Source organism: Kitasatospora sp. NPDC048286, assembly GCF_043201735.1.
In the GTDB taxonomy this organism is placed as follows: domain Bacteria; phylum Actinomycetota; class Actinomycetes; order Streptomycetales; family Streptomycetaceae; genus Kitasatospora.
Map to the genome: position 1 here is coordinate 221,895 of NZ_JBICZE010000013.1, position 22,802 is coordinate 244,696.

At 74.2% G+C, this 22,802-nt stretch carries 1 protein-coding gene; it reads left to right on the forward strand.

The genetic code is table 11. The features are described 5' to 3' along the window. Positions 1 to 22,800 (forward strand): SDR family NAD(P)-dependent oxidoreductase, encoded by a 22,800-nt coding sequence (locus tag ACGF13_RS29395; RefSeq protein WP_392880741.1) that lies wholly within the window; start codon positions 1 to 3, stop codon positions 22,798 to 22,800. Positions 22,801 to 22,802 lie beyond the last annotated feature (2 nt).

Genomic DNA, 22,802 nt, shown 5'->3' on the forward strand with positions numbered 1-22,802 from the left:
ATGCGCTTCCCCCTGGATTCGGACGCTGATCGTGTCGCTGTCATCGGAATGGCGGGCAGGTTGCCGAAAGCCCCGGATCCGGAGGCGTTCTGGCGACTGCTGTGCGACGGGGCCGACGCGATCACCGCGCCGCCCGTGGGCCGGCAGGGCGTACGGCACGGCGGCTACCTGGACCGGGTGGACGGCTTCGACGCGGCGTTCTTCGGTGTGTCCCCCCGTGAGGCCGTCGGCATGGACCCGCAGCAGCGGCTCATGCTCGAACTCGCCTGGGAGGCCCTGGAGGACGCCCGGATCGTGCCGAGCGCGCTGACGGGCGGCCCGACGGGGGTGTTCGTCGGCTCGATGTGGGAGGACTACACGTCCCTGGCGTACCCCGGTCACATCACGCCGCACACGCTGACCGGCACCAACCGGGGCGTCATCGCCAACCGTGTCTCGCACTTCCTCGGTGTGCGCGGACCGAGCATGACGGTCGACACGGCCCAGTCGTCGGCGCTGGTCGCGGTGCACCTGGCGGTCGAGAGCCTGCGCCGCGGCGAGTCGGCGCTCGCCCTGGCCGGCGGGGTGAACCTCAACCTGACCGCCGCCCGCGAGGAGGGAGCGGCGGAGTTCGGCGGCCTGTCCCCGGACGACCGCTGCTTCACCTTCGACGCCCGGGCCAACGGCTTCGTCCGCGGCGAGGGCGGCGCCTTCCTCGTCCTGAAACCGCTGGACCGGGCCCTGGCCGACGGGGACCGCGTCTACGGTGTCATCCGGGGCAGCGCGGTCAACAACGACGGCGCCACCCGGAGCCTGACCGTGCCCAGCGCGCAGGCCCAGGAACAGGTCATCCGCGAAGCACTGGCCCGCGCCGGCGTGCGTCCCGCCGATGTGCAGTACGTGGAGCTGCACGGCACCGGCACCGCTGTCGGCGACCCCATCGAGGCCGCCGCCCTCGCGGCGGCCTACCGCGACCCGGTCGAGTCCGGCGACGCCGACAGCGCCCTGCGGGTCGGATCCGCCAAGACGAACGTCGGCCACCTGGAAGGCGCCGCGGGCATCGTCGGGCTGCTCAAGGCCGTCCTCAGCGTGTACCACCGCGCACTGCCGCCGAGCCTGAACTACGAAACCCCCAACCCCGGCATCCCTCTCGACGCCCTGGCGCTGCGGGTCCAGACCGCGCTGACCCCCTGGCCGCGGCCGGACACGCCCCTGCTCGCCGGCGTGTCGTCGTTCGGCATGGGCGGTACCAACGCGCACGTGATCGTCGAGCAGGCGCCCGACGCGGCCGCGCCGCCGGCCCGGCGGCCCGCCCCCGAGGCCCGGCCGGCGCCGTGGATCGTCACGGCGCGGACCAAGCAGGCGCTACGGGCGCAGATCGGGCGCCTGCGCGAACACGTGCGCAGCCACCCGGACCTGACCGCCGCCGAGGTCGCGCACGCGCTGGCCACCACCAGGACCCGCTTCGCGCACCGCGCGGTCCTGCTCGACTCCGTCCAGGTCGCCGCCGACCGGGCCGGCACCCCGGGCCGCACCGTCTTCGTGTTCCCCGGCCAGGGCGCGCAGTGGGTCGGCATGGGCCGGGAGCTGTACGCCGCGTACCCCGTCTTCCGGGCCGCCATGGACGAGTGCGCCCAGGCCCTGGCCCCGTACACCGACTGGTCCCTGGCCGATGTCCTGGACGGCGCCCCGCTCGACCGCGTGGACGTCGTGCAGCCCGCCCTGTTCGCGGTGATGGTGTCCCTGGCGGAACTGTGGCGCTCCTTCGGTGTCGAGCCCGACGCGGTGGTCGGGCACTCGCAGGGCGAGATCGCCGCGGCACACGTCGCGGGCGCGCTGTCGCTGTCCGACGCGGCCCGGATCGTGGCACTGCGCAGCCGCGCGCTGGTGGCGCTGACCGGCCGGGGCGGCATGGTGTCCGTGGCCCTGTCCGCCGAGCGGGCCGAGGACTACGTGTCGCGCTGGGGTGGCGCGCTGACGGTCGCCGTGGTCAACGCCACCGGCTCGGTCGTGGTGTCCGGCGACACGCAGGCCCTGTCCGAACTGGTCGAGTCCTGCGCGGCGGACGGTGTCCGCGCACGCGTCGTCCCGGTGGACTACGCCTCCCACGGCACGCACGTCGAGGCGATCCGCGAGCGGCTGCACACCGAACTGGACGGTGTGCGGCCGCGGCAGGGCACCATCCCGTACTACTCCGCGGTCACCGGCGGCCTCCTCGACGACACCACGCAGCTCGACGCCGACTACTGGTACCGCAACCTGCGCGAGCCGGTCCGCTTCGATCTGGCCACCGCCGCGCTGCTGGCGGACGGGCACGACGTCGTGGTCGAGGTCAGCCCGCACCCGGTGCTGCTGCCCGCCATCGAACAGAGCCTGGAACAGGCCCGGGAGCGGACCGGCGTGCCCGGCGTCGCCACCGGCACGCTGGGCCGTGACCGGGGCGGGCCGGACGCCTTCCTGACCGCGCTGTCCCGGCTGTTCGTGGCCGGCGTGCCGGTCGACTGGTCCCCGGCCGTCGCCGAGGCCGCGCCGGTCGACCTGCCCACGTACGCCTTCCAACGCCGTTCGTACTGGCTGCCCGAAGCGACAGCCGGGCAGAGCGGACGGACCCCGGCCGGCCCGGGGACGCACGCGGCGCAGACCGCCGCGCCCGGCCGGCCGGACGGCGCCACGGACACGGGCGACCCCGACACGGCCGACGCGGCCGCCGTCGTCACCGCGCAGATCGCGCTCGTGCTGGGCCACGAGAACCCCGCGGACATCGATCCCGCGCTCACCTTCAAGGACCTCGGCTTCGACTCGGTCACCGGCCTCGAACTGCGCAACCGCCTGGCCGGCGCCCTGGACCGGCAACTCCCCTCCGGTCTCGTCTTCGACCACCCGACGCCCGCGGAGCTGATCGACTGGCTGCGCACCGGCCCCGGCGACCGGCCGGCCCCCGCCGCCCAGGCCGCCCACGACGACCCGGTCGTCATCGTGGGGATGGGCTGCCGCTTCCCCGGCGGGGTGGCCTCGCCGGACGACCTGTGGCGGCTCGTCACGGAGGGCGTGGACGCGATCGGCGACTTCCCGGACGACCGCGGCTGGGACCTGGGCGGCCTGTACGACCCGGAACTGCGCGGCGCGGGCACCACGTACATCACCCGGGGCGGGTTCCTGGAGGAGGTGGCCGGCTTCGACGCCCCGTTCTTCGGCATCTCGCCCCGCGAGGCGCTCGCCATGGACCCGCAGCAGCGGCTCGTGCTGGAGACGGCCTGGGAGACCTTCGAGCACGCCGGGATCGACCCGGCCTCGCTGCGCGGCAGCCACACCGGCGTGTTCACCGGCGTCTGGTCGTCCGGCTACGCGACCGGGCCGGGCCTGCCGGAGGACCTGGAGGGGTACCTGTTCACCGGCGTCGCGACCAGCGTCACGTCCGGCCGGGTCGCCTACCACCTCGGGCTGCGCGGTCCTGCGCTGTCCGTGGACACCGCCTGCTCGTCGTCCCTGGTCGCCGTCCACCTGGCCGCCCAGGCGCTGCGCGCGGGCGAGTGCTCGCTGGCGATCGCCGGCGGCGTCACGATCATGGCGACACCACTGGGCTTCACCGAGTTCTCCCGCCAGCACGGCCTCGCGGCGGACGGCCGCAGCAAGCCCTTCGCCGCCGCGGCCGACGGCACCAGCTGGGCCGAGGGCGCCGGCCTGGTGCTGCTGGAACGTCTGTCGGACGCCCGCCGCAACGGCCACCGGGTGCTGGCGGTCGTCGCGGGAAGCGCGGTCAACCAGGACGGCGCGTCCAACGGCCTGACCGCGCCGAACGGTCCGTCGCAGGAGCGGGTGATCCGTCAGGCCCTCGCCAACGCCGGGCTGGAGGCGTCCGAGGTGGACGCGGTGGAAGCCCACGGCACCGGCACCACCCTCGGCGACCCCATCGAGGCCCACGCCCTGCTGGTCGCCTACGGTCAGGACCGGGACGAGCCGTTGTGGCTGGGGTCGGTGAAGTCGAACATCGGCCACACCCAGGCCGCCGCCGGCATCGCGGGCCTGATCAAGATGGTCATGGCGATGCGGCACGGCGAACTGCCGCGAACTCTCCACGTGGACGCCCCCTCCCCGCACGTCGACTGGGCCTCCGGCGGCGTCCGGCTGCTCACCGAGGCCCGGCCGTGGCCGGAGCACGAGCACCCGCGCCGCGCCGGCATCTCGGCGTTCGGCATCAGCGGCACCAACGCCCACCTGATCATCGAGCAGTCCTCCGAGCCGGACCCCGGCCACCCTGCCGAACCCGCCGGCCGGACCGCCCCCACCGCCTGGCTGCTGTCCGCGAAGACCGACGCCGCGCTGCGCGCCCAGGCCGAGCGGCTGCACGCGTACGCGACCGCCCACCCCGACGTCCCGGCCGCCGCGATCAGCCGCGCACTGGCCGCCCGCACCCGGTTCGAGCACCGGGCCGCGGTGGTCGGCGCCGACCGGGACGACCTGCTCTCCGGCCTGGCCACGCTCCCGCAGGGACTGCCGGGCCTGCCGGCCCGTACCGGCGGGACCGTGTTCGTCTTCCCCGGACAGGGGGCGCAGTGGGCGGGCATGGGCCGTGACCTGTACGAGCAGTCCGAGGTCTTCCGCGCCGGCATCGACGCCTGCGCCGCCGCCCTGGCCCCGTACACCGACTGGTCGCTGGTCGACGAACTGCGCCACGGCTCGCTGGACCGCGTCGACGTGGTGCAGCCGGCCCTGTTCGCCGTCATGGTGGCGCTGGCCGACCTGTGGCGGTCCCACGGCGTGCAGCCGGACGCCGTGGTCGGCCACTCCCAGGCGGAGATCGCCGCCGCGTACGTCGCCGGCGCGCTGTCGCTGCGGGACGCCGCCAAGGTCGTGGCGCTACGGTCCAGGGCACTGGCCGACATCGCCGACCGGGGCGGCATGGTGTCCCTCGCGCTGTCCGTCGAGCAGGCCGCCGGCTACCTGGCCCGCTGGGGCGAGCGGCTGACCACCGCCGTGGTGAACGGACCCGCGGCGGTCGTGGTGTCCGGCGGCCTCGACGTGCTGGACGAGCTGCTGGCGGTCTGTGAGGCCGACGGAATCCGCGCCCGCCGCCTGCCCGTCAACTACGCCGCCCACTCCGCGCAGGTCGAGGCGATCCGCGAGCAACTGCTCACCGACCTGGCCGACATCACGCCCCACTCGGCGGCGATCCCGTTCTACTCCACGGTCACCGGCGAGCCGGTCGACACCTCCGCCCTCGACGCCGACTACTGGTACCGCAACCTCCGCGAGCCCGTACGGTTCGACCTGGCCACCGCCCGGCTCACCGCCGACGGCCACGACCTGTTCCTGGAGGTCAGCCCGCACCCGGTGCTGGTGCCCGCGCTGGACGTCGCCGCCACCGGAACACTGCGCCGCGATCACGGCGGCCTCACCGAGTTCCTCGCCGCGGCGGGACGCCTCTACGCCGCCGGAGCCGACGTCGACTGGATGCCGCTCCTGCCCCGCACCGCATCCAGGGTGGACCTGCCCACGTACGCCTTCCAGCGCGAGCCCTACTGGGTGACCGCGACCCCGCCGGTGCCCCGCGACGACTGGCGGTACGAGGTGGCATGGGCACCGGTGAGCGGTACCGCGGCCCCGGTGGACCCGGCCCGCTGGCTCGTCCTGGCCGCGACCGGGCACCCGTGGGCCGAGGCCCTGCGCGAACGGGGCTTCGCGGTGGCCGACACCTGGGACGCGGCCGACACCGGGGACGCCCGGCCCGGGCCGGACGGCGTGCTGTCGCTGCTGGCGCTGGACGAGGAGCCGCACCCCGACCACCCGGTGCTCCCGGCGGGCCTGGTCCGCACCCTGGATCTGGTCCGCACCCTGGACCCGGTCCGCAGCCTGGACCCGGTGCGGGCGGCTGTCCCGCTGTGGTGCGCGACCAGCGGCGCCGTGAGCACCTCGGGCACCGACCCGGTCACCAGCCCGGCCCAGGCCCTGGCGTGGGGCACCGGCGCGTCCGCGGCGCTGGAGTTCCCGCACGGCTGGGGCGGCCTGGTCGACCTTCCCGCCGTGCCCGACGAGGAGAGCGTGAACGCGCTGCTCGTCGTGCTCGCCGGAACGGGCGAGGACCAGGTGGCGATCCGCGGCACCCGGCGCTTCGCCAAGCGGCTGCGCCGCAAGGCCCCGTCGGGCCCGGCCGCGCGGCCCTGGCGGCCGCGGGGCACGGTGCTGGTCACCGGCGGCACCGGCGCGCTCGGCGGACACGTGGCCCGCCGCCTCGCGCGGCAGGGCGCGGAGCACATCGTGCTGGCCGCCCGCCGCGGCCCCGACGCACCCGGCGCGGCCGGCCTGCGCGACGAACTGGAGGCAGCCGGGGCGCGGGTGACCGTGGCGGCGTGCGACGTGGCCGACCGGGACGCCCTGCGGGACCTCGTCGAGCGCGTCGGAGACATCCGCGCGGTCTTCCACACCGCCGGCGTGATCAGGGCGACCAGGCTGGCCGACACGACACCGGCGGAGTTCGCCGAGGTCGTCACGGCCAAGGTCGCCGGGGCGGCGAACCTGGCGGAACTCCTGCCGGACCTCGACACCTTCGTCCTGTTCTCCTCCACCGCGGGCGTGTGGGGCGACGGCCACGGCGCGGCCTACGCCGCCGGCAACGCCTTCCTCGACGCCCTGGCCGCACAGCACCGCGTCCAGGGCCGCGCCACGACCTCCGTCGCCTGGGGCATCTGGGCCGAAGGCGGCATGGCGGCCCTGGAGTCCGTGCAGCGCCAGCGCACCCTGCTCGGCCTCGGCGAACTGGACCCGGGCCGGGCACTCGACGCGCTGCAGGACGTCCTCGACCACGACGAGGCCCTCGCGGTCGTCACCGAGGCCGACTGGGCACAGTTCGCCCGCGCCTACACCCACGCGCGGCCGAGCCGGCTGCTGCGGGACCTGCCCGAGGCCCACAGCCGGCCGCAGGCTCCCCGACCCGCGCCCCCCGCCGGCGGCACCGACCTGCTGGAGCTGATCACCACCCACGTCGCCGGGGTGCTGGGACACGCCACCCCCGAGCGGCTCGACCCCCGGCAGGCGTTCAAGGACCTGGGCTTCGACTCGCTGACCTCGGTGGAACTGCGCAACCGCCTGACCGCCGCGCTCGGGGTGAAACTGCCCGCCACCCTCGTCTTCGACCACCCCACCCCGGCACGGCTGGCCGCCCACCTGTCCGGCGGGTCCGGCGAGCACGGCGCGCCGCAGGCCGCGGCCCCGGCCGCGACGGACGAGCCGATCGCGGTCATCGGCATGGGCTGCCGCTTCCCCGGAGGCGTCGGCACCCCCGAGGACCTGTGGCGGCTGGTCGCGGACGGCGTGGACGCGGTCGGCGACTTCCCGGCCGACCGGGGCTGGGACATCGACCGCCTGTACGACCCGACGGGAAGCCGTCCCCGCACGTCGACCACGTCCCGGGGCGGCTTCCTCGACGCCGCCGGCGACTTCGACGCGGCGTTCTTCGGGATATCGCCCCGCGAGGCGCTCGCCATGGACCCGCAGCAGCGGATCCTGCTGGAGACCGCGTGGGAGACCATCGAGTACGCGGGTATCGACCCGACCACGCTGGAGGGCACACCCACCGGCGTGTTCACCGGCATCTGGTCCACCGGCTACGCCGCCGGGCCGGTCCCCGACGACCTGGAGGGCTACCAGGTCACCGGCACCGCGTCGAGCGTGGGCTCCGGCCGGCTGGCGTACCAGCTGGGCCTGCTCGGCCCGGCACTGTCCCTGGACACCGGCTGCTCGTCGTCCCTGGTGGCCCTGCACCTGGCCGCTCAGGCACTGCGCTCGGGAGAGTGCTCCTTCGCCCTGGCCGGCGGCGTCACCGTCAACGCGGCACCCACGCTGTTCACCGAGATGTCCCGGCAGGGGGCGAGCGCGCCCGACGGCCGCAGCAAGTCCTTCGCCGCCGCGGCCGACGGGGCGGGCTGGGCCGAGGGCGCCGGCCTGCTGCTGCTGGAACGCCTGTCCGACGCCCGCCGCAACGGCCACGAGGTGCTGGCGGTCGTCCGAGGCTCCGCCACCAACCAGGACGGCGCCTCCAACGGCCTGACCGCGCCCAACGGCCCCTCCCAGGAGCGGGTGATCCGTCAGGCCCTCGCCAACGCCGGGTTGGAGGCGTCCGAGGTGGACGCGGTGGAGGCGCACGGCACCGGCACCACCCTCGGCGATCCCATCGAGGCCCAGGCACTCCTGGCGACCTACGGCCGGGACCGGGTGGAGCCGTTGTGGCTGGGGTCGGTGAAGTCGAACATCGGCCACACCCAGGCGGCGGCCGGCGCGGCCGGCCTGATCAAGATGGTCATGGCGATGCGGCACGGCGAACTGCCGCGAACCCTCCACGTGGACGCTCCCACCCCGCACGTCGACTGGGCCTCCGGCGCGGTCCGCCTGCTCACCGAACCGGTCGCCTGGTCCGGGAGCGGGCGGCCACGGCGGGCCGCCGTCTCCGCCTTCGGCATCAGCGGCACCAACGCCCACGTCATTATCGAGCAGAGCAGCCTCGAACAGCCCGCCGAGGCCGACTCCGCCGCACCCTCTCCCCGGGGCCGCGCGGACGACCAGGTCCTCTGGCCGCTGTCGGCCAGGTCCGAGGCGGCGTTGCGGGAGCAGGCGCGCCGGCTGGGCGCCTTCACCGCCGTGCATCCCGAGGTGAGCGCGGCGGCGGTCGGGGGTGCTCTGGCTGCCCGCACCGTGTTCGAGCACCGGGCCGTGGTGCTGAGTGGCGTGGAGGCGTTGGACGTCCTGGCCGAGGGCGGCACGGCGCCGGGTCTGGTCACCGGGACCGCCCGCTCGCTGGGTCGTTCGGTGTTCGTGTTCCCGGGGCAGGGTGCGCAGTGGGTCGGTATGGGTGGGGAGTTGTACGCCTCGGAGCCGGTGTTCCGGGAGGTGATCGACGCGTGTGACGCTGCGTTGGCGCCGTACACGGACTGGTCGTTGGTGGAGGTGCTGACCGGCGGTGGCTCGCTGGAGCGGGTGGATGTGGTGCAGCCCACGCTGTTCGCGGTGATGGTGGCGCTGGCGGAGCTGTGGCGTGCGCATGGTGTCGAACCCGATGCCGTGGTCGGGCACTCCCAGGGCGAGATCGCGGCGGCGTACGTGGCCGGCGCGCTGTCCCTGGACGACGCCGCGAAGGCGGTCGCCCTGCGCAGCAAGGCCCTGGTCGCCCTGGCCGGCCACGGCGGCATGGTCTCGGTCGTGCTGGCCGCGGACGACGCCGCCGGCTACCTGAGCCCCTGGGGCGAGCGGATCACCGTCGCGGTGGTCAACTCCGCCTCGACCGTCGTCGTGTCCGGCGAACCCGGGGCCCTGGACGAACTGCTGGCAGCCTGCGCCAGGGACGACATCCGCGCCCGCGCCATCCCCGTCGACTACGCGGCGCACTCGGCGCAGGTCGAGACGGTCCGCGAGCAGCTCCTGACCGACCTCGCGGACATCCGGCCCCGGCCCGCGGCGATTCCCTTCTACTCCACCGTCACCGCGGAACCCGTCGACACCTCCGCCCTCGACGCCGACTACTGGTACCGCAACCTCCGCGAACCCGTACGGTTCGACCTGGCCACCGCCCGGCTCACCGCCGACGGCCACGAGGTGTTCGTGGAAGTCAGCCCGCACCCGGTGCTGGTGCAGGACCTGGACGGCGTGGCGACCGGCACCCTGCGCCGGGACCAGGGCGCCATCGGGGAGTTCCACACCGCCCTGGCCCGCCTCCACGTCCAGGGCGTCGCCGTGACCTGGCCGCACGACCGCCCGCACGGCGTCAGGCTGCCGGGCTACGCCTTCCAGCGCAGCACCTACTGGCTCACCCCCGCGGCCGGCGACCACGGCACCGGGCACCCGCTGGCGGGCACCACGGTCGAGCTGCCCGACGGGGGCACCGTGCACAGCGGCCGCGTCTCCACCCGCACCCACCCCTGGCTGGCCGACCACGCCGTCGACGGCACGGTCCTGCTGCCGGGCACCGCCTTCCTCGAACTCGCCACCCTGACCGGCGGGACCCTCGACGACCTCGTCCTGCACCTGCCCCTCGCGCTCCCGGACACACCCACGGACATCCAGGTCTCGGTCGGCGCCCCGGACGACGCCGGCCGCAGCCCGGTCACCGTGCACTCCAAGGGCGGCGACGGCTGGGTCCGCCACGCGTCCGGAACCCTCGGCGGCCAGGTGACGGCCGGACGCCTCGACTGGCCGCCGAGGAACGCCCAACCCGTGGACCCCGAAGGGTTCTACGCCTTCCTCGCCGGACTCGGATACCAGTACGGACCCGCGTTCCGGGGCGTGCGGGAGTTGTGGCAGGGCGAGGACGAACTGTACGCCGAGGTGTCCGTCCCCGACGGCGCCGGCTTCGGCATCCACCCCGCGCTCCTGGACGCCGCACTCCAGCCGCTGATCCTGCTCAGCCCCGACACCCGGGTCCGGCTGCCGTTCTCCTTCTCCGGCGTCGCCGTGCACACCACCGGTGTGTCGTCCGCCCGGGTCCACCTCGCCCGCACGGGCACCGACACCTACCGCGCGACACTGACCGACCTGTCCGGCAACCCGGTCGCGGACATCACCGCGCTGACCGTCCGTCCGGCCGCCGCAGCCCGGGCCGCGGTGCTGCACACCCAGTGGGTGCCCCTCACCGCGAGCACACCGACCGAGGTGGTGCCGAGCCCGGTACTCACCGCGGAAGCCGACGCGGACTCCGTTCACGCCCTCGTCCAGCGGGCCCGCGCGCTCGTCCAGGACTTCCTGGCCGAGCAGCCGGAGCGGGCGGCCGCCCGCCTGGCCGTCCTGACCCGCGGCATGGCCGGCGCGGCCGTACACGGCCTGGTCCGCAGCGCCGCCGCCGAGCACCCCGGCCGGTTCGTCCTGGTCGACATGGGCGACGCGTCCGAGGAGGACGCGGTCCGGGCCGCCATGACAGCCGGCGACGAACCCGAACTGGCCCTGCGCCGCGAAGGCGTCCTCGTGCCGCGGCAGGCCAGGTACGCGCCGGAACCGACCGCCCCCGACGGCGCGTACCGGCTGAGCGAGTCCGGCACCGGGCAACTGGACGACCTGGCCCTGCTGCCCTGGCAGGAGGCCGCGCTGGAACCCGGACAGGTACGGGTCGCCGTACGCGCGGCCGGCCTGAACTTCCGCGACGTGCTCATCACCCTCGGCATGTACCCGGACCGGCCCCCGTTGGGCGGCGAAGGGGCCGGCACCGTCCTCGAGGTCGGGCCCGGCGTCACGGCCTGGCGGCCCGGCGACCGCGTCATGGGACTGGTGCCCGGCGCCTTCGGGTCGCGCGCGGTCGCCGACCACCGGCTCCTGACCGCGATCCCCGACGGCTGGAGCTTCACCGAGGCGGCGTCGGTGCCCGTCGCGTTCACCACCGCCTGGTACGGGCTGTTCGACCTCGGCGAACTGCGCCCCGGCGACCGGGTCCTGGTCCACTCCGGCGCGGGCGGTGTGGGCATGGCCGCCATCCGGTTGGCCCTGAACAGCGGCGCGGAGGTCTTCGCCACCGCGAGCCCCGCCAAGTGGGACACCCTGCGGCGCCTCGGACTGGCGGACGACCACATCGGTTCGTCCCGCGACACCCGCTTCGCCGACCGGTTCCCGGCCATGGACGTCGTCCTCAACTCGCTCGCGGGAGAACTCACCGACGCCTCCCTGCGGCTGCTCGCCGACGGCGGACGGTTCGTCGAGCTGGGCAAGACGGACGTCCGCTCACCCGAGGGCCTGATCTACCGGGCCTTCGACCTCAACGACGTCGACCCCGCGCGGCAGGGCGACATCCTCTCCAGGGTCGTGGAGATGGTCGCCGACGGGACGCTGGAGCCGCTGCCGGTCACCGCCGCGGACCTGCGCCAGGCCGTTGACTCCTTCCGGCTGATGAGCCAGGCCCGCCACACCGGCAAGATCGTCCTCACCGTCCCCCGGCCGATCGACCCCGACGGCACCGTGCTGATCACCGGCGGCACCGGCACCCTCGGCCAGGCCGTCGCCCGGCACCTGGTGTCCCGCTACGGGGTACGGCACCTGCTGCTCGTCAGTCGCGGCGGCGGCGCGGTGCCGCACCTGGAGCCGCAAGGGGACGTCGACGTGCGGGTCGTGGCCTGTGACGTCGCGGACCGGGACGCGCTGGCGGCCGTCCTGGACTCGATCCCGGCCGAGCATCCGCTCACCGCCGTCGTCCACGCGGCCGGCGTGCTCGACGACACCGTCATGGAACGGCTGACCGCGGAGCAGCTCGACCGGGTGCTGCGTCCCAAGGTCGACGGCGCCTGGCACCTGCACGAGCTGACCCGCGAGCACGACCTCGCCGCCTTCGTGCTGTTCTCCGCGGCCGCGGGTGTACTCGGCAACGCCGGCCAGGCCGGCTACGCGGCCGCGAACTCCTACCTCGACGCGTTCGCCGCACACCGGCAGACCCTCGGACTGCCCGCCGTGTCGATGGCCTGGGGCTACTGGGAGCAGGAGAGCGGCATGACAGCCCACCTCACCGCGGCCGACCGCCAACGCCTCGCCCGCAAGGGCATCCGCCCCATCAGCGTCGAACGCGCCCTGGCCATGTTCGACACCGCGCTGGCTGCCGGACGTCCCGCGCTGACCACGGCCGACCTCGCGATGCCGCAGACCCTGCCGACGCCCAAGGCGCCCGCGTCGGACCTGCTGTCCCTGGTCGCCGCCCACACCGCCACCGTCCTCGGCCACTCCGACGCCGCCGCGATCACCCCCGGACTCGCCTTCCGTGACCTCGGCTTCGATTCCCTGACCGCCGTCGAGCTGCGCAACCGCCTCGCCGGCGCCACCGGCCTGCGGCTGCCCGCGACCCTCGTCTTCGACCACCCCACCCCCGCCGACCTCGCCGACCACCTCACGGCCGAACTCTCCGGCGAGGGTGCGGACGTGGTGCCGGTGGTGCCGATGGGTGGAGTGGATGTCGGGGCCGATCCGGTGGTGATCGTGGGCATGGGGTGCCGGTTGCCGGGTGGGGTGGGGTCTCCGGAGGAGCTGTGGGGCCTGGTCTCGGGTGGGGTGGACGCGATCGGGGCGTTCCCGGCTGATCGTGGGTGGGACGTCGAGGGGCTGTTCCATCCGGATGCGGATCACCCCGGGACGTCGTACACGCGATCGGGTGGTTTTCTCGCGGACGCGGCGGGGTTCGATGCCGATTTCTTCGGGATCTCGCCGCGTGAGGCACTGGCGATGGATCCGCAGCAGCGGGTGCTGCTGGAGACCGCGTGGGAGACGTTCGAGGACGCGGGGATCGATCCGACGTCGTTGCGGGGCAGCCAGACGGGCGTGTTCACCGGCATCTGGTCCTCCGGCTACGTCGGCAGCCCCGACCAGGCACCGCCCGACACCGAGGGCTACCTCGCCACCGGCATCTCGCCGAGCATCACCTCCGGCCGGGTCTCCTACCTGCTCGGCCTCCAGGGCCAGGCTGTGTCCGTCGACTCCGCCTGCTCCTCGTCCCTGATGGCGATCCACCTCGCCGCGCAGGCACTGCGCACGGGGGAGTGCACACTCGCCCTGGCCGGCGGGGTGACCGTGAACGTCACCCCCCTGCAGTTCACGGAGTTCTCCCGCCAGCGGGCCCTGGCCCCTGACGGCCGGTGCAAGCCCTTCTCATCGACGGCCGACGGTACGGCGTGGGGTGAGGGTGCGGGGTTGGTGCTGCTGGAACGCCTGTCCGACGCCCGCCGTAACGGCCACCGGGTGCTGGCGGTGGTGCGGGGCTCGGCGGTGAACCAGGACGGGGCGTCCAATGGGCTGACCGCGCCCAACGGCCTCTCCCAGGAACGCGTCATCCGCCAGGCCCTCGCCAATGCCGGGTTGGAGGCGTCCGAGGTGGACGCGGTGGAGGCGCACGGTACGGGGACGACCCTCGGTGACCCCATCGAGGCGCAGGCGCTCCTGGCGACGTACGGCCGGGGCCGGGTGGAGCCGTTGTGGCTGGGGTCGGTGAAGTCGAACATCGGCCACACCCAGGCGGCGGCCGGTGTGGCCGGTGTGATCAAGATGGTGATGGCGATGCGGCACGCCGAACTGCCGCCGACGCTGCACGTCCAGGAGCCCACGCCGCACGTCGAGTGGGACACCGGTGACATCCGGCTGCTGACCGAGGCCCGGCCGTGGCCGGAGACGGGGCGTCCCCGCCGCGCGGGCATCTCGGCCTTCGGGGCCAGCGGCACCAACGCGCACGTCGTCATCGAACAGTTCCCGGAGGAAACCGACGGACAGCCCGCCGCGGACGACTCCGCGGAGCCCACCGTGTGGCTGCTGTCCGGCAAGACGGACGACGCCCTCCGCGCCCAGGCCCGACGGCTCGCGGACCACGTCACCGCCCACCCCGGACTCCGGCCGGCCGCGATCGGCCGGGCCCTCGCCACCACCCGCACCATGCTCGCGCACCGGGCGGCCGTGGTGGGCAGTACCCGGACCGACCTCATGGCGGAACTGGCCGCGCTCGCCGACGCGGACCCCCGCGTCATCACGGGTGTGGCCGGTTCGCCGGGTCGTTCGGTGTTCGTGTTCCCGGGGCAGGGTGCGCAGTGGGTCGGTATGGGTGGGGAGTTGTACGGCTCGGAGCCGGTGTTCCGGGAGGTGATCGATGCGTGTGACGCTGCGTTGGCGCCGTACACGGACTGGTCGTTGGTGGAGGTGCTGACGGGCGGTGGCTCGCTGGAGCGGGTGGATGTGGTGCAGCCCGCCCTGTTCGCGGTGATGGTGGCGCTGGCCGCGCTGTGGCGTGCCCATGGTGTCGAACCCGATGCCGTTGTCGGACATTCGCAGGGCGAGATCGCCGCGGCGTACGTGGCCGGGGCGCTGTCCCTGGACGACGCCGCGAAGGCGGTCGCCCTGCGCAGCAAGGCCCTGGTCGCTCTGGCGGACCAGGGCGGGATGGTGTCGGTCGGCCTCGGGCATGAGAAGGCCGCCGAGTTCATGGCCCGCTGGGACGGCCGGCTGACGGTGGCGGTGGTCAACTCGGTGGACAGCGTGGTGGTATCGGGTGATCTGGACGCGCTGGACGAACTGCTGACGGTCTGTGAGGCCGACGGCATCCGCGCCCGCCGCCTGCCCGTCAACTACGCCGCCCACTCCGCGCAGGTCGAGGCGATCCGCGAGCAACTGCTCACCGAACTGGCCGACATCACGCCCCACTCGGCGACGATCCCGTTCTACTCCACGGTCACCGGCGAGCCGGTCGACACCTCCGTCCTCGACGCCGACTACTGGTACCGCAACCTCCGCGAACCCGTACGCTTCGACCTCGCCGTCGAAACCCTCGCGCAGGACCGGCACGGCGTGTTCGTGGAGGTCAGCCCGCACCCCGTACTGGTGCCGGTGATGGACGGCGTCGTGACCGGCACACTGCGCCGCGGCAGCGGCCGGCAGGAATTCCACCTCGCCCTGGCGCGCCTGCACACGCAGGGCGTGGCCGTCGACTGGACGCCGGTCTTCCCCGGCGAGCCCCACCATGTCCCGCTGCCGACGTACGCCTTCCAGCACCGGCCGTACTGGTTGACGCCCACCGCCGCGAAGGGCGACGTGTCGGCGGCGGGACTGGACTCGGCCGGGCACCCGCTGCTCGGGGCAGTCGTCGAACTGGCCGGGGACCAGAGCGTCCTGCTCACGGGGCGGCTCTCGACGGCCACCCGGCCATGGCTGGCCGACCACGTCGTCCTGGGCTCCGTGCTGCTGCCCGGCACCGTGTTCGTCGAACTCGCCATGCACGCCGGACGGCAGGCCGGCTGCGACGTCCTGGACGAACTGGTGCTGGAAGCCCCCATGATCCTGCCGGACGACGGTTCCGTGCCGGTCCAGGTCGTCGTCGGCGCACCGGACGGGACGGGCCGACGCCCCGTCACCGTGCACTCCCGGACGGGCGGCACCTGGCTGCGGCACGCCACCGGCATGCTGGCGACCGGCGACCGCCCCCACCCGTACGACACCGGCGAGCCCTGGCAGCCGGCCGGTGAGCCCGTCGACCTGACCGACTTCTACGACACCCTCGCCGCCCAGGGCTACGAGTACGGGCCGGTGTTCGCGGGCGTACGCGAGATCCGGCGGCAGGGCGGCGAGCTCTATGCCGAGGTGGCGCTGCCCACCGACACCCGCGACCGCTTCGGTCTCCACCCCGCGCTGCTCGACGCCGCACTCCAGCCGCTGACCCTGCTGGCGGCCGGCCGCCTGCCGTTCTCCTTCGCCGGGGTGTCGATGCGGAAAGCCGGCTCCACGGCCCGGGTCCGCCTCACACCCACCGGCCCCGACACCTTCCGGGTCGCGCTCGCCGACGAATCCGGGCCGCTGGCGGTGATCGACGCGCTGACCGTGCGCCACCGGCCGCCGGGCATACCGGGCGCCGGGGCCAACCAGCTCTTCCGCCTCGACTGGGTGCCCGTCGAGAGCACCGGAGAACCCCCGGCCGTCCACCACGTGACGCCCCCGGCGGGAGACCCCGTGGCCGCCGCGCACACCGTCGCCGCCGAGACGCTGGGCGTGCTCCAGGACTTCCTGCGCGACGGGGACGGCCGGCTGGCCGTCGTGACCCGCGGGGCGGTCGGGCCGGACCCCGTCGACCTGCCGTCCAGCGTCGTCTGGGGCCTGGTCCGCGCGGCCCAGGCGGAACACCCCGACCGGTTCGTGCTCGTCGACACCGACGACCGCGTCCTCGTCGCGGGGGACGAACCGCAGCTGGTCGTCCGCGACGGCGCCGCCCGCGCCGCCCGCCTGGTACGGGCCGAAGCGGCCCCGGCACCCGGCCAGCTCGACCCGAACGGCACCGTGCTGATCACCGGAGGCACCGGAACGCTGGGCCGCCTCGTCGCCCGGCACCTGCGCGACCGGCACGGCATCCGGCACCTGCTCCTGCTCAGCAGGACCGCGGCGGAGGTGGACTTCGACGCCGAGGTGGTGGCCTGCGACGTGGCCGACCGGGACGCGCTGGCGGCCGTACTGGACTCGATCCCGGCCGCGCACCCGCTGACCGCGGTCGTCCACGCGGCCGGCGTGCTCGACGACGGCGTCGTCGAATCCCTCACGCCCGGCCGGATCGACCAGGTGCTGCGGCCCAAGGCCGACGCCGCCTGGCACCTGCACGAGCTGACGAAGGACCTCGGCCTGAGCGCGTTCGTGCTCTTCTCGTCCGCCGCCGGTGTGCTGGGCGGCCCGGGCCAGGCGAACTACGCCGCCGCGAACGCCTTCCTGGACGCCCTCGCCGTGCACCGGCGTGCCCTGGGTCTGCCGGGCGTGTCGCTGGCCTGGGGCCAGTGGGCCGAGGCCAGCGGGCTGACCGGACACCTCACCGACACCGACCTCAAGCGCCTCGCCCGCGCCGGCGTGCTGCCGATGCCCACGGACCAGGCGCTGGGACTGTTCGACCTGGCCCTGGGCGCCGCCGATCCCGTGCTGGTCCCCGCGCACCTCGACCTGTCGGCGGCGTCCACCCGCCCCCTGCTCAGCCGCCTCACCCGTACCAGGCCCGCCCGTCGCACGGACCGGCCGACCCTGGGCAGGGAACTGGCGGCACTGCCCGAGACCGAGCAGCACAGCCGCGTCCTGGAACTGGTCACCGGCCAGACGGCCGCGGTCCTCGGCCACACCGACACGTCGGCCGTCAGCGCCGAGCGGGCCTTCAAGGACCTGGGCTTCGACTCGCTCACCGCGGTGGAACTGCGCAACCGCCTGTCCGCGGTCGCCGGGGTACGGCTGCCCGCGACGATGGTCTTCGACTACCCGACCCCCGACGCGCTGGCCGGCCACCTGCGGAACCTCCTGCTCGGCGCCCGGCGCCAGGCCCCTGCCGCACCCGTGCCGGTCGGTGTTCCGGTGACGGATGATCCGGTGGTCGTGGTGGGACTGGGGGCCCGTTACCCGGGTGGGGTGGGGTCTGCCCAGGAGCTGTGGGACCTGGTGTCCGGTGAGGTGGACGCGGTGGGTGATTTCCCGTCGGACCGTGGGTGGGACGTGGGTCGTCTCTACGATCCGGCCGGCGGTCCGGGGAGGTCGTACACGCGGTGGGGCGGCTTCCTCGACGCCGCCGGCGACTTCGACGCGGCGTTCTTCGGGATCTCGCCGCGTGAGGCGTTGGCGATGGATCCGCAGCAGCGGGTGCTGCTGGAGACGGTGTGGGAGACGTTCGAGGACGCGGGGATCGATCCGACGTCGTTGCGGGGCAGCCAGACGGGCGTCTTCACCGGCATCTGGTCCTCGGGCTATGGAGCCGGGGCACAGCCGCCCGACCTGGAGGGTTACCTCTCGACGGGCACGGCGACGAGTGTGACCTCAGGGCGGGTGTCGTACCTGCTGGGGCTGGAGGGTCCGGCGGTGTCGGTGGACACGGCGTGTTCGTCGTCGCTGGTGGCGATCCATCTGGCGGCGCAGGCGCTGCGTTCGGGGGAGTGCTCGCTGGCCCTGGCCGGCGGTGTGACGGTGATGGCGACGCCGTCGGGGTTCGTCGAGTTCTCGCGGCAGCGGGGGCTTGCGGCCGATGGGCGGGTGAAGGCGTTCGCCGAGGCTGCCGATGGTACGGCGTGGGGTGAGGGTGCGGGTGTCGTGCTGCTGGAGCGGTTGTCGGACGCCCGCCGTAACGGTCACCGGGTGCTGGCGGTGGTGCGGGGTTCGGCGGTCAATCAGGACGGGGCGTCCAACGGCCTGACCGCGCCGAACGGTCCGTCGCAGGAGCGGGTGATCCGTCAGGCTCTCGCCAATGCCGGGTTGGAGGCGTCCGAGGTGGACGCGGTGGAGGCGCACGGTACGGGGACGACGCTCGGTGACCCGATCGAGGCGCAGGCGCTGTTGGCGACGTACGGCCGGGACCGGGTGGAGCCGTTGTGGCTGGGGTCGGTGAAGTCGAACATCGGCCACACGCAAGCCGCCGCCGGCATCGCGGGTGTGATCAAGATGGTCATGGCGATGCGGCACGGTGAACTGCCCCGGACCCTCCACGTGGACACGCCGACCTCCCATGTCGACTGGGAGTCCGGGAGCGTCCGGCTGCTCACCGAGGCCCGGCCCTGGCCCGACAACGGTCACCTGCGTCGCGCGGGCATCTCGTCGTTCGGCATCAGCGGTACCAACGCGCACGTGATCCTGGAGGCCCCGGCGCCGGAGTCGGCCGAGGAGACCTCGCCCGAGTCCCCTGCCACTCCCACGCCCGCCCCTGCGGCCGCGGTGCCGGTGCCGTGGCTGCTGTCGGCCAAGTCGGACGCGGCCCTGCGTGACCAGGCCCGCAGGCTGCGCGGGTTCCTCGCCGAGCACCCCGAGGTCACACCGACCGAGGTGGCCGTGGACCTGGCCGCGCGGGCCCGGTTCCCGCACCGTGCTGTGCTGACGGACCCGGCCGGCCTGGACGCGCTGATCGACGGAAAGCCCGGAATCGTCACGGGCACTGCCTCCCCGGGCAGGTCGGCGTTCGTGTTCTCCGGTCAGGGTGGTCAGTGGGCGGGGATGGGACGGGGCTTGTATCGGGAGTTCCCGGTGTTCGCGCGGGCGTTGGATGAGGTCTGCGGGTTGCTGGGGTTGCCGGTGGAGGTGCTGTTCGAGGACGGCGAAGGGGTGTTGGGGCAGACGCTGTACACCCAGGGTGGGGTGTTCGCGTTGGAGGTGGCGCTGTTCCGGCTGGTGGAGTGGCTGGGGGTTCGGCCGGACTTCGTGGTGGGGCACTCGGTGGGTGAGGTGGCGGCGGCTCATGTGGCGGGCGTTCTGAGTCTGGAGGACGCGTGTGCGCTGGTGGGTGCGCGGGGCCGGTTGATGCAGGAGTTGCCCGGTGGTGGGGCGATGGTGTCGCTCCAGGCGTCGCTGGAGGAAGTGTCGGGCTCGCTGGTGCCGGGTGCCGAGGTGGCGGCGGTCAACGGGTCGGATGCGGTGGTGGTGTCGGGCGACGAGGCCGCGGTTGCGGCGGTTGCTGAGGTGTGGCAGGGCCGTGGTCGTCGGGTGCGGCGGCTGGAGGTCAGTCACGCGTTCCATTCGGCGCGGATGGATCCGGTGCTGGAGGAACTGGGCCGGGTGGCTGAGGGTTTGTCGTTCGGTGAGCCGGTGATCCCGGTGGTCTCCACGGTGGCCGGGCGTCCGGTGGACCTGGGGGAGCCCGGGTACTGGGTGCGGCAGGTACGGGAGCCGGTCCGGTTCGCCGATGCCATGGAGTGGCTGACGGGCCAGGGGGTTACGGGGTTCGTCGAAGTGGGCCCGCATCCGGTGCTGGTGGGCAACGGCTTGATGCGGCGTGATGGTGACTCCCCGGAGCGGCTGTTCGCTGGGCTGGGACGGCTGTGGGCGGACGGCGCCGCGCGCTGGACGCCACCCGTGACCACGGCGGCGGGAACGCCGGACGTGCGGGTGCCTTCGTACGCCTTCCAGCACCAGCACTACTGGCTCCACCCCACCACCCCGGCACCGGCCGGTGACGGTCGGATCGACCACCCGCTGCTGCGGGACGCCATGGAACTCCCCGACGACAACGGCGTGGTGCTGACGGGACAACTCGCCACCGCCGCGCAGCCGTGGCTCACCGAACACGTCATCTCGGGCTCGCCCCTGCTGCCCGGCGCGGCGTTCGTTGACCTGGCGCTCCGGGCCGGCGAACACGTCGACTGCCCGGCGGTCGAGGACCTGACGCTGGAGACACCGCTGGTGGTCGCGGACGGCGTGCAGGTGTCCGTGACCGTCGGCCCCGACCGGGCGGGCCGGCGCAGCGTCTCGATCCACTCGCGCGCGGACGGCGAGTGGGTACGGCACGCCACCGGAACGCTGGGCGCCGTACCCGTCGCACCACGGGAGCCCTGGGCACGGCAGTGGCCGCCGCACGCCGAAGCCGTCGACCTCGACGCCTTCTACGACAACCTGGCCGACGCCGGATTCGCCTACGGCCCGGCCTTCCAAGGTCTGCGAGCGGCCTGGCGCGACGGCGACACCCTCTACGCGGAGGTGGCGATACCCGCCGGCGACACCCGGTTCGCCCTGCACCCCGCCCTGCTCGACGCCGCGATCCAGACCGTGACCGTCGCCGACGACCGGGCAAAGATGCCGTTCTCCTTCGCCGGGATCTCCTGCGGGCGCGGCGCCGAGCACGCCAGGGTCCGGCTGACCATGACCGGCCAGGACACCTGCGCGATCGGCCTCGCCGACCAGTCGGGCGCGCCGATCGCCGAGATCGCCTCGTTGACCCTGCGCCGGCCGGCCGGGGCCACCACGCAGGACGTGCCGTACCAGGTGGCGTGGCCGGTCCTGGAAGCGGCGACCACCGAACCGGACATCCCGGTCCACCACGCCACCTTGCCCGTCGAGACCCTGCGGGTGATCCAGGACTTCCTCACCACGGACACCCCGCGCATGGTGGTCGCCACGCGCAACGCCGTGCCGGTCCGTCCGGGCGAGGACGTCGACCCGCAGGCCGCCGCCGTCTGGGGCCTGGTCCGGTCGGCCGCCACCGAGCACCCCGGCCGGTTCGTGCTGGTCGACGGCGACGACGGCGACGGGGTCCGGCTGGCCGGCGACGAACCCCAGCTCGCGATCCGGGCCGGCGCCGTTCACGTCCCCCGCCTCGAACGGGCGCGGACCGAACCGCTGCCCTCGCCGCTCAGCCCCGAGGGCACGGTGCTCGTCACCGGCGGCACCGGCACCCTGGGCGGCACGATCGCCCGCCACCTCGCCGGACGGCACGGCGTGCGGCACCTGCTGCTGGTCAGCCGGAGCGGCCCGGACGCCCCCGGCGCGGCCGCGCTGACCGCCGACCTGGCCACGCTGGGCGCGACCGCCGACATCGTGGCGTGCGACGTGTCCGACCGCGAGGCGGTGGCGCGGCTGCTCGCCGAACACCCGGTCACCTCGGTGATCCACACCGCGGGCACGCTGGCCGACACCGTCGTGGAATCCCTCACCCCGCAGCAGTTCGCGCGTGTGTGGGAGCCGAAGGCCCTCGCGGCGCGGCACCTCCACGAACTGACCTCGGACCTGGAGGCGTTCGTGCTGTTCTCGTCGGCGGCCGGTGTGCTGGGCGGCGCGGGCCAGGCGAACTACTCGGCGGCGAACGCGTACCTCGACGGCCTCGCCGCACACCGGCACGCCCAGGGACAGTCGGCCGTGTCGCTCGCCTGGGGCTACTGGGCGGAGGCCAGTGGCATGACCGGAGGTCTGAGCGCCACCGACCGGCACCGCCTGGCCAGGGCCGGCGTACGGCCGCTGCCGACGACGGACGCGCTGGCCCTGTTCGACGCCGGGCTGACCGCGGGCACCCCCACCCTCGCCCCCGTCAGGTTCGACCTGCCGGCGCTGCGCCGCGCCGGCGACCCGCCCGCCCTGCTGCGGGAGCTGGTACGCCCCCGGCGCAGGCAGGCCGCCGACCGCGTGTGGACGCAGGCCGACGTGCTGCAACTGGTCGTGGGCCAGGTCGCCCTCGTCCTGGGGCACTCGTCACCGGAGGCGGTCAACCCCGACCAGGCGTTCACCGACATCGGGTTCGACTCGCTCACCGCCGTGGAACTGCGCAACCAGCTCGACGCGGACACCGGCCTGCGCCTGCCCGCCACGCTCGTCTTCGACCACCCGACACCGACCCGCCTCGCCGCCTTCGTCCACACCCGGCTGCACGGCACCGAAACCGAACCCGACCCCCTGCTCGCCGAACTCGACCAGCTCAAGTCTACCCTGGACGCGGCAGCCGCCGACGCCGACTACGAGACCGTCGCGGCCCGCCTCGAAGCACTTCTCGCGGCCTGGACCGCGAAGCGCACCGGCTCCGCGGCCGGTGTCGACGAGGCCAGCGACGACGAACTGTTCAGCCTTCTGGACGATGCGCACCGCAGGACCCAGGTAATCCGCTCGGGCGAGTCCCGAAACGCTGAGGAGCAGTAGCG

Coding starts and splice junctions, on each gene's coding strand:
- ACGF13_RS29395 (WP_392880741.1), top strand. CDS start 1: ATGCGCTTCCCCCTGGATTCGGACGCTGATCGTGTCGCTGTCATCGGA.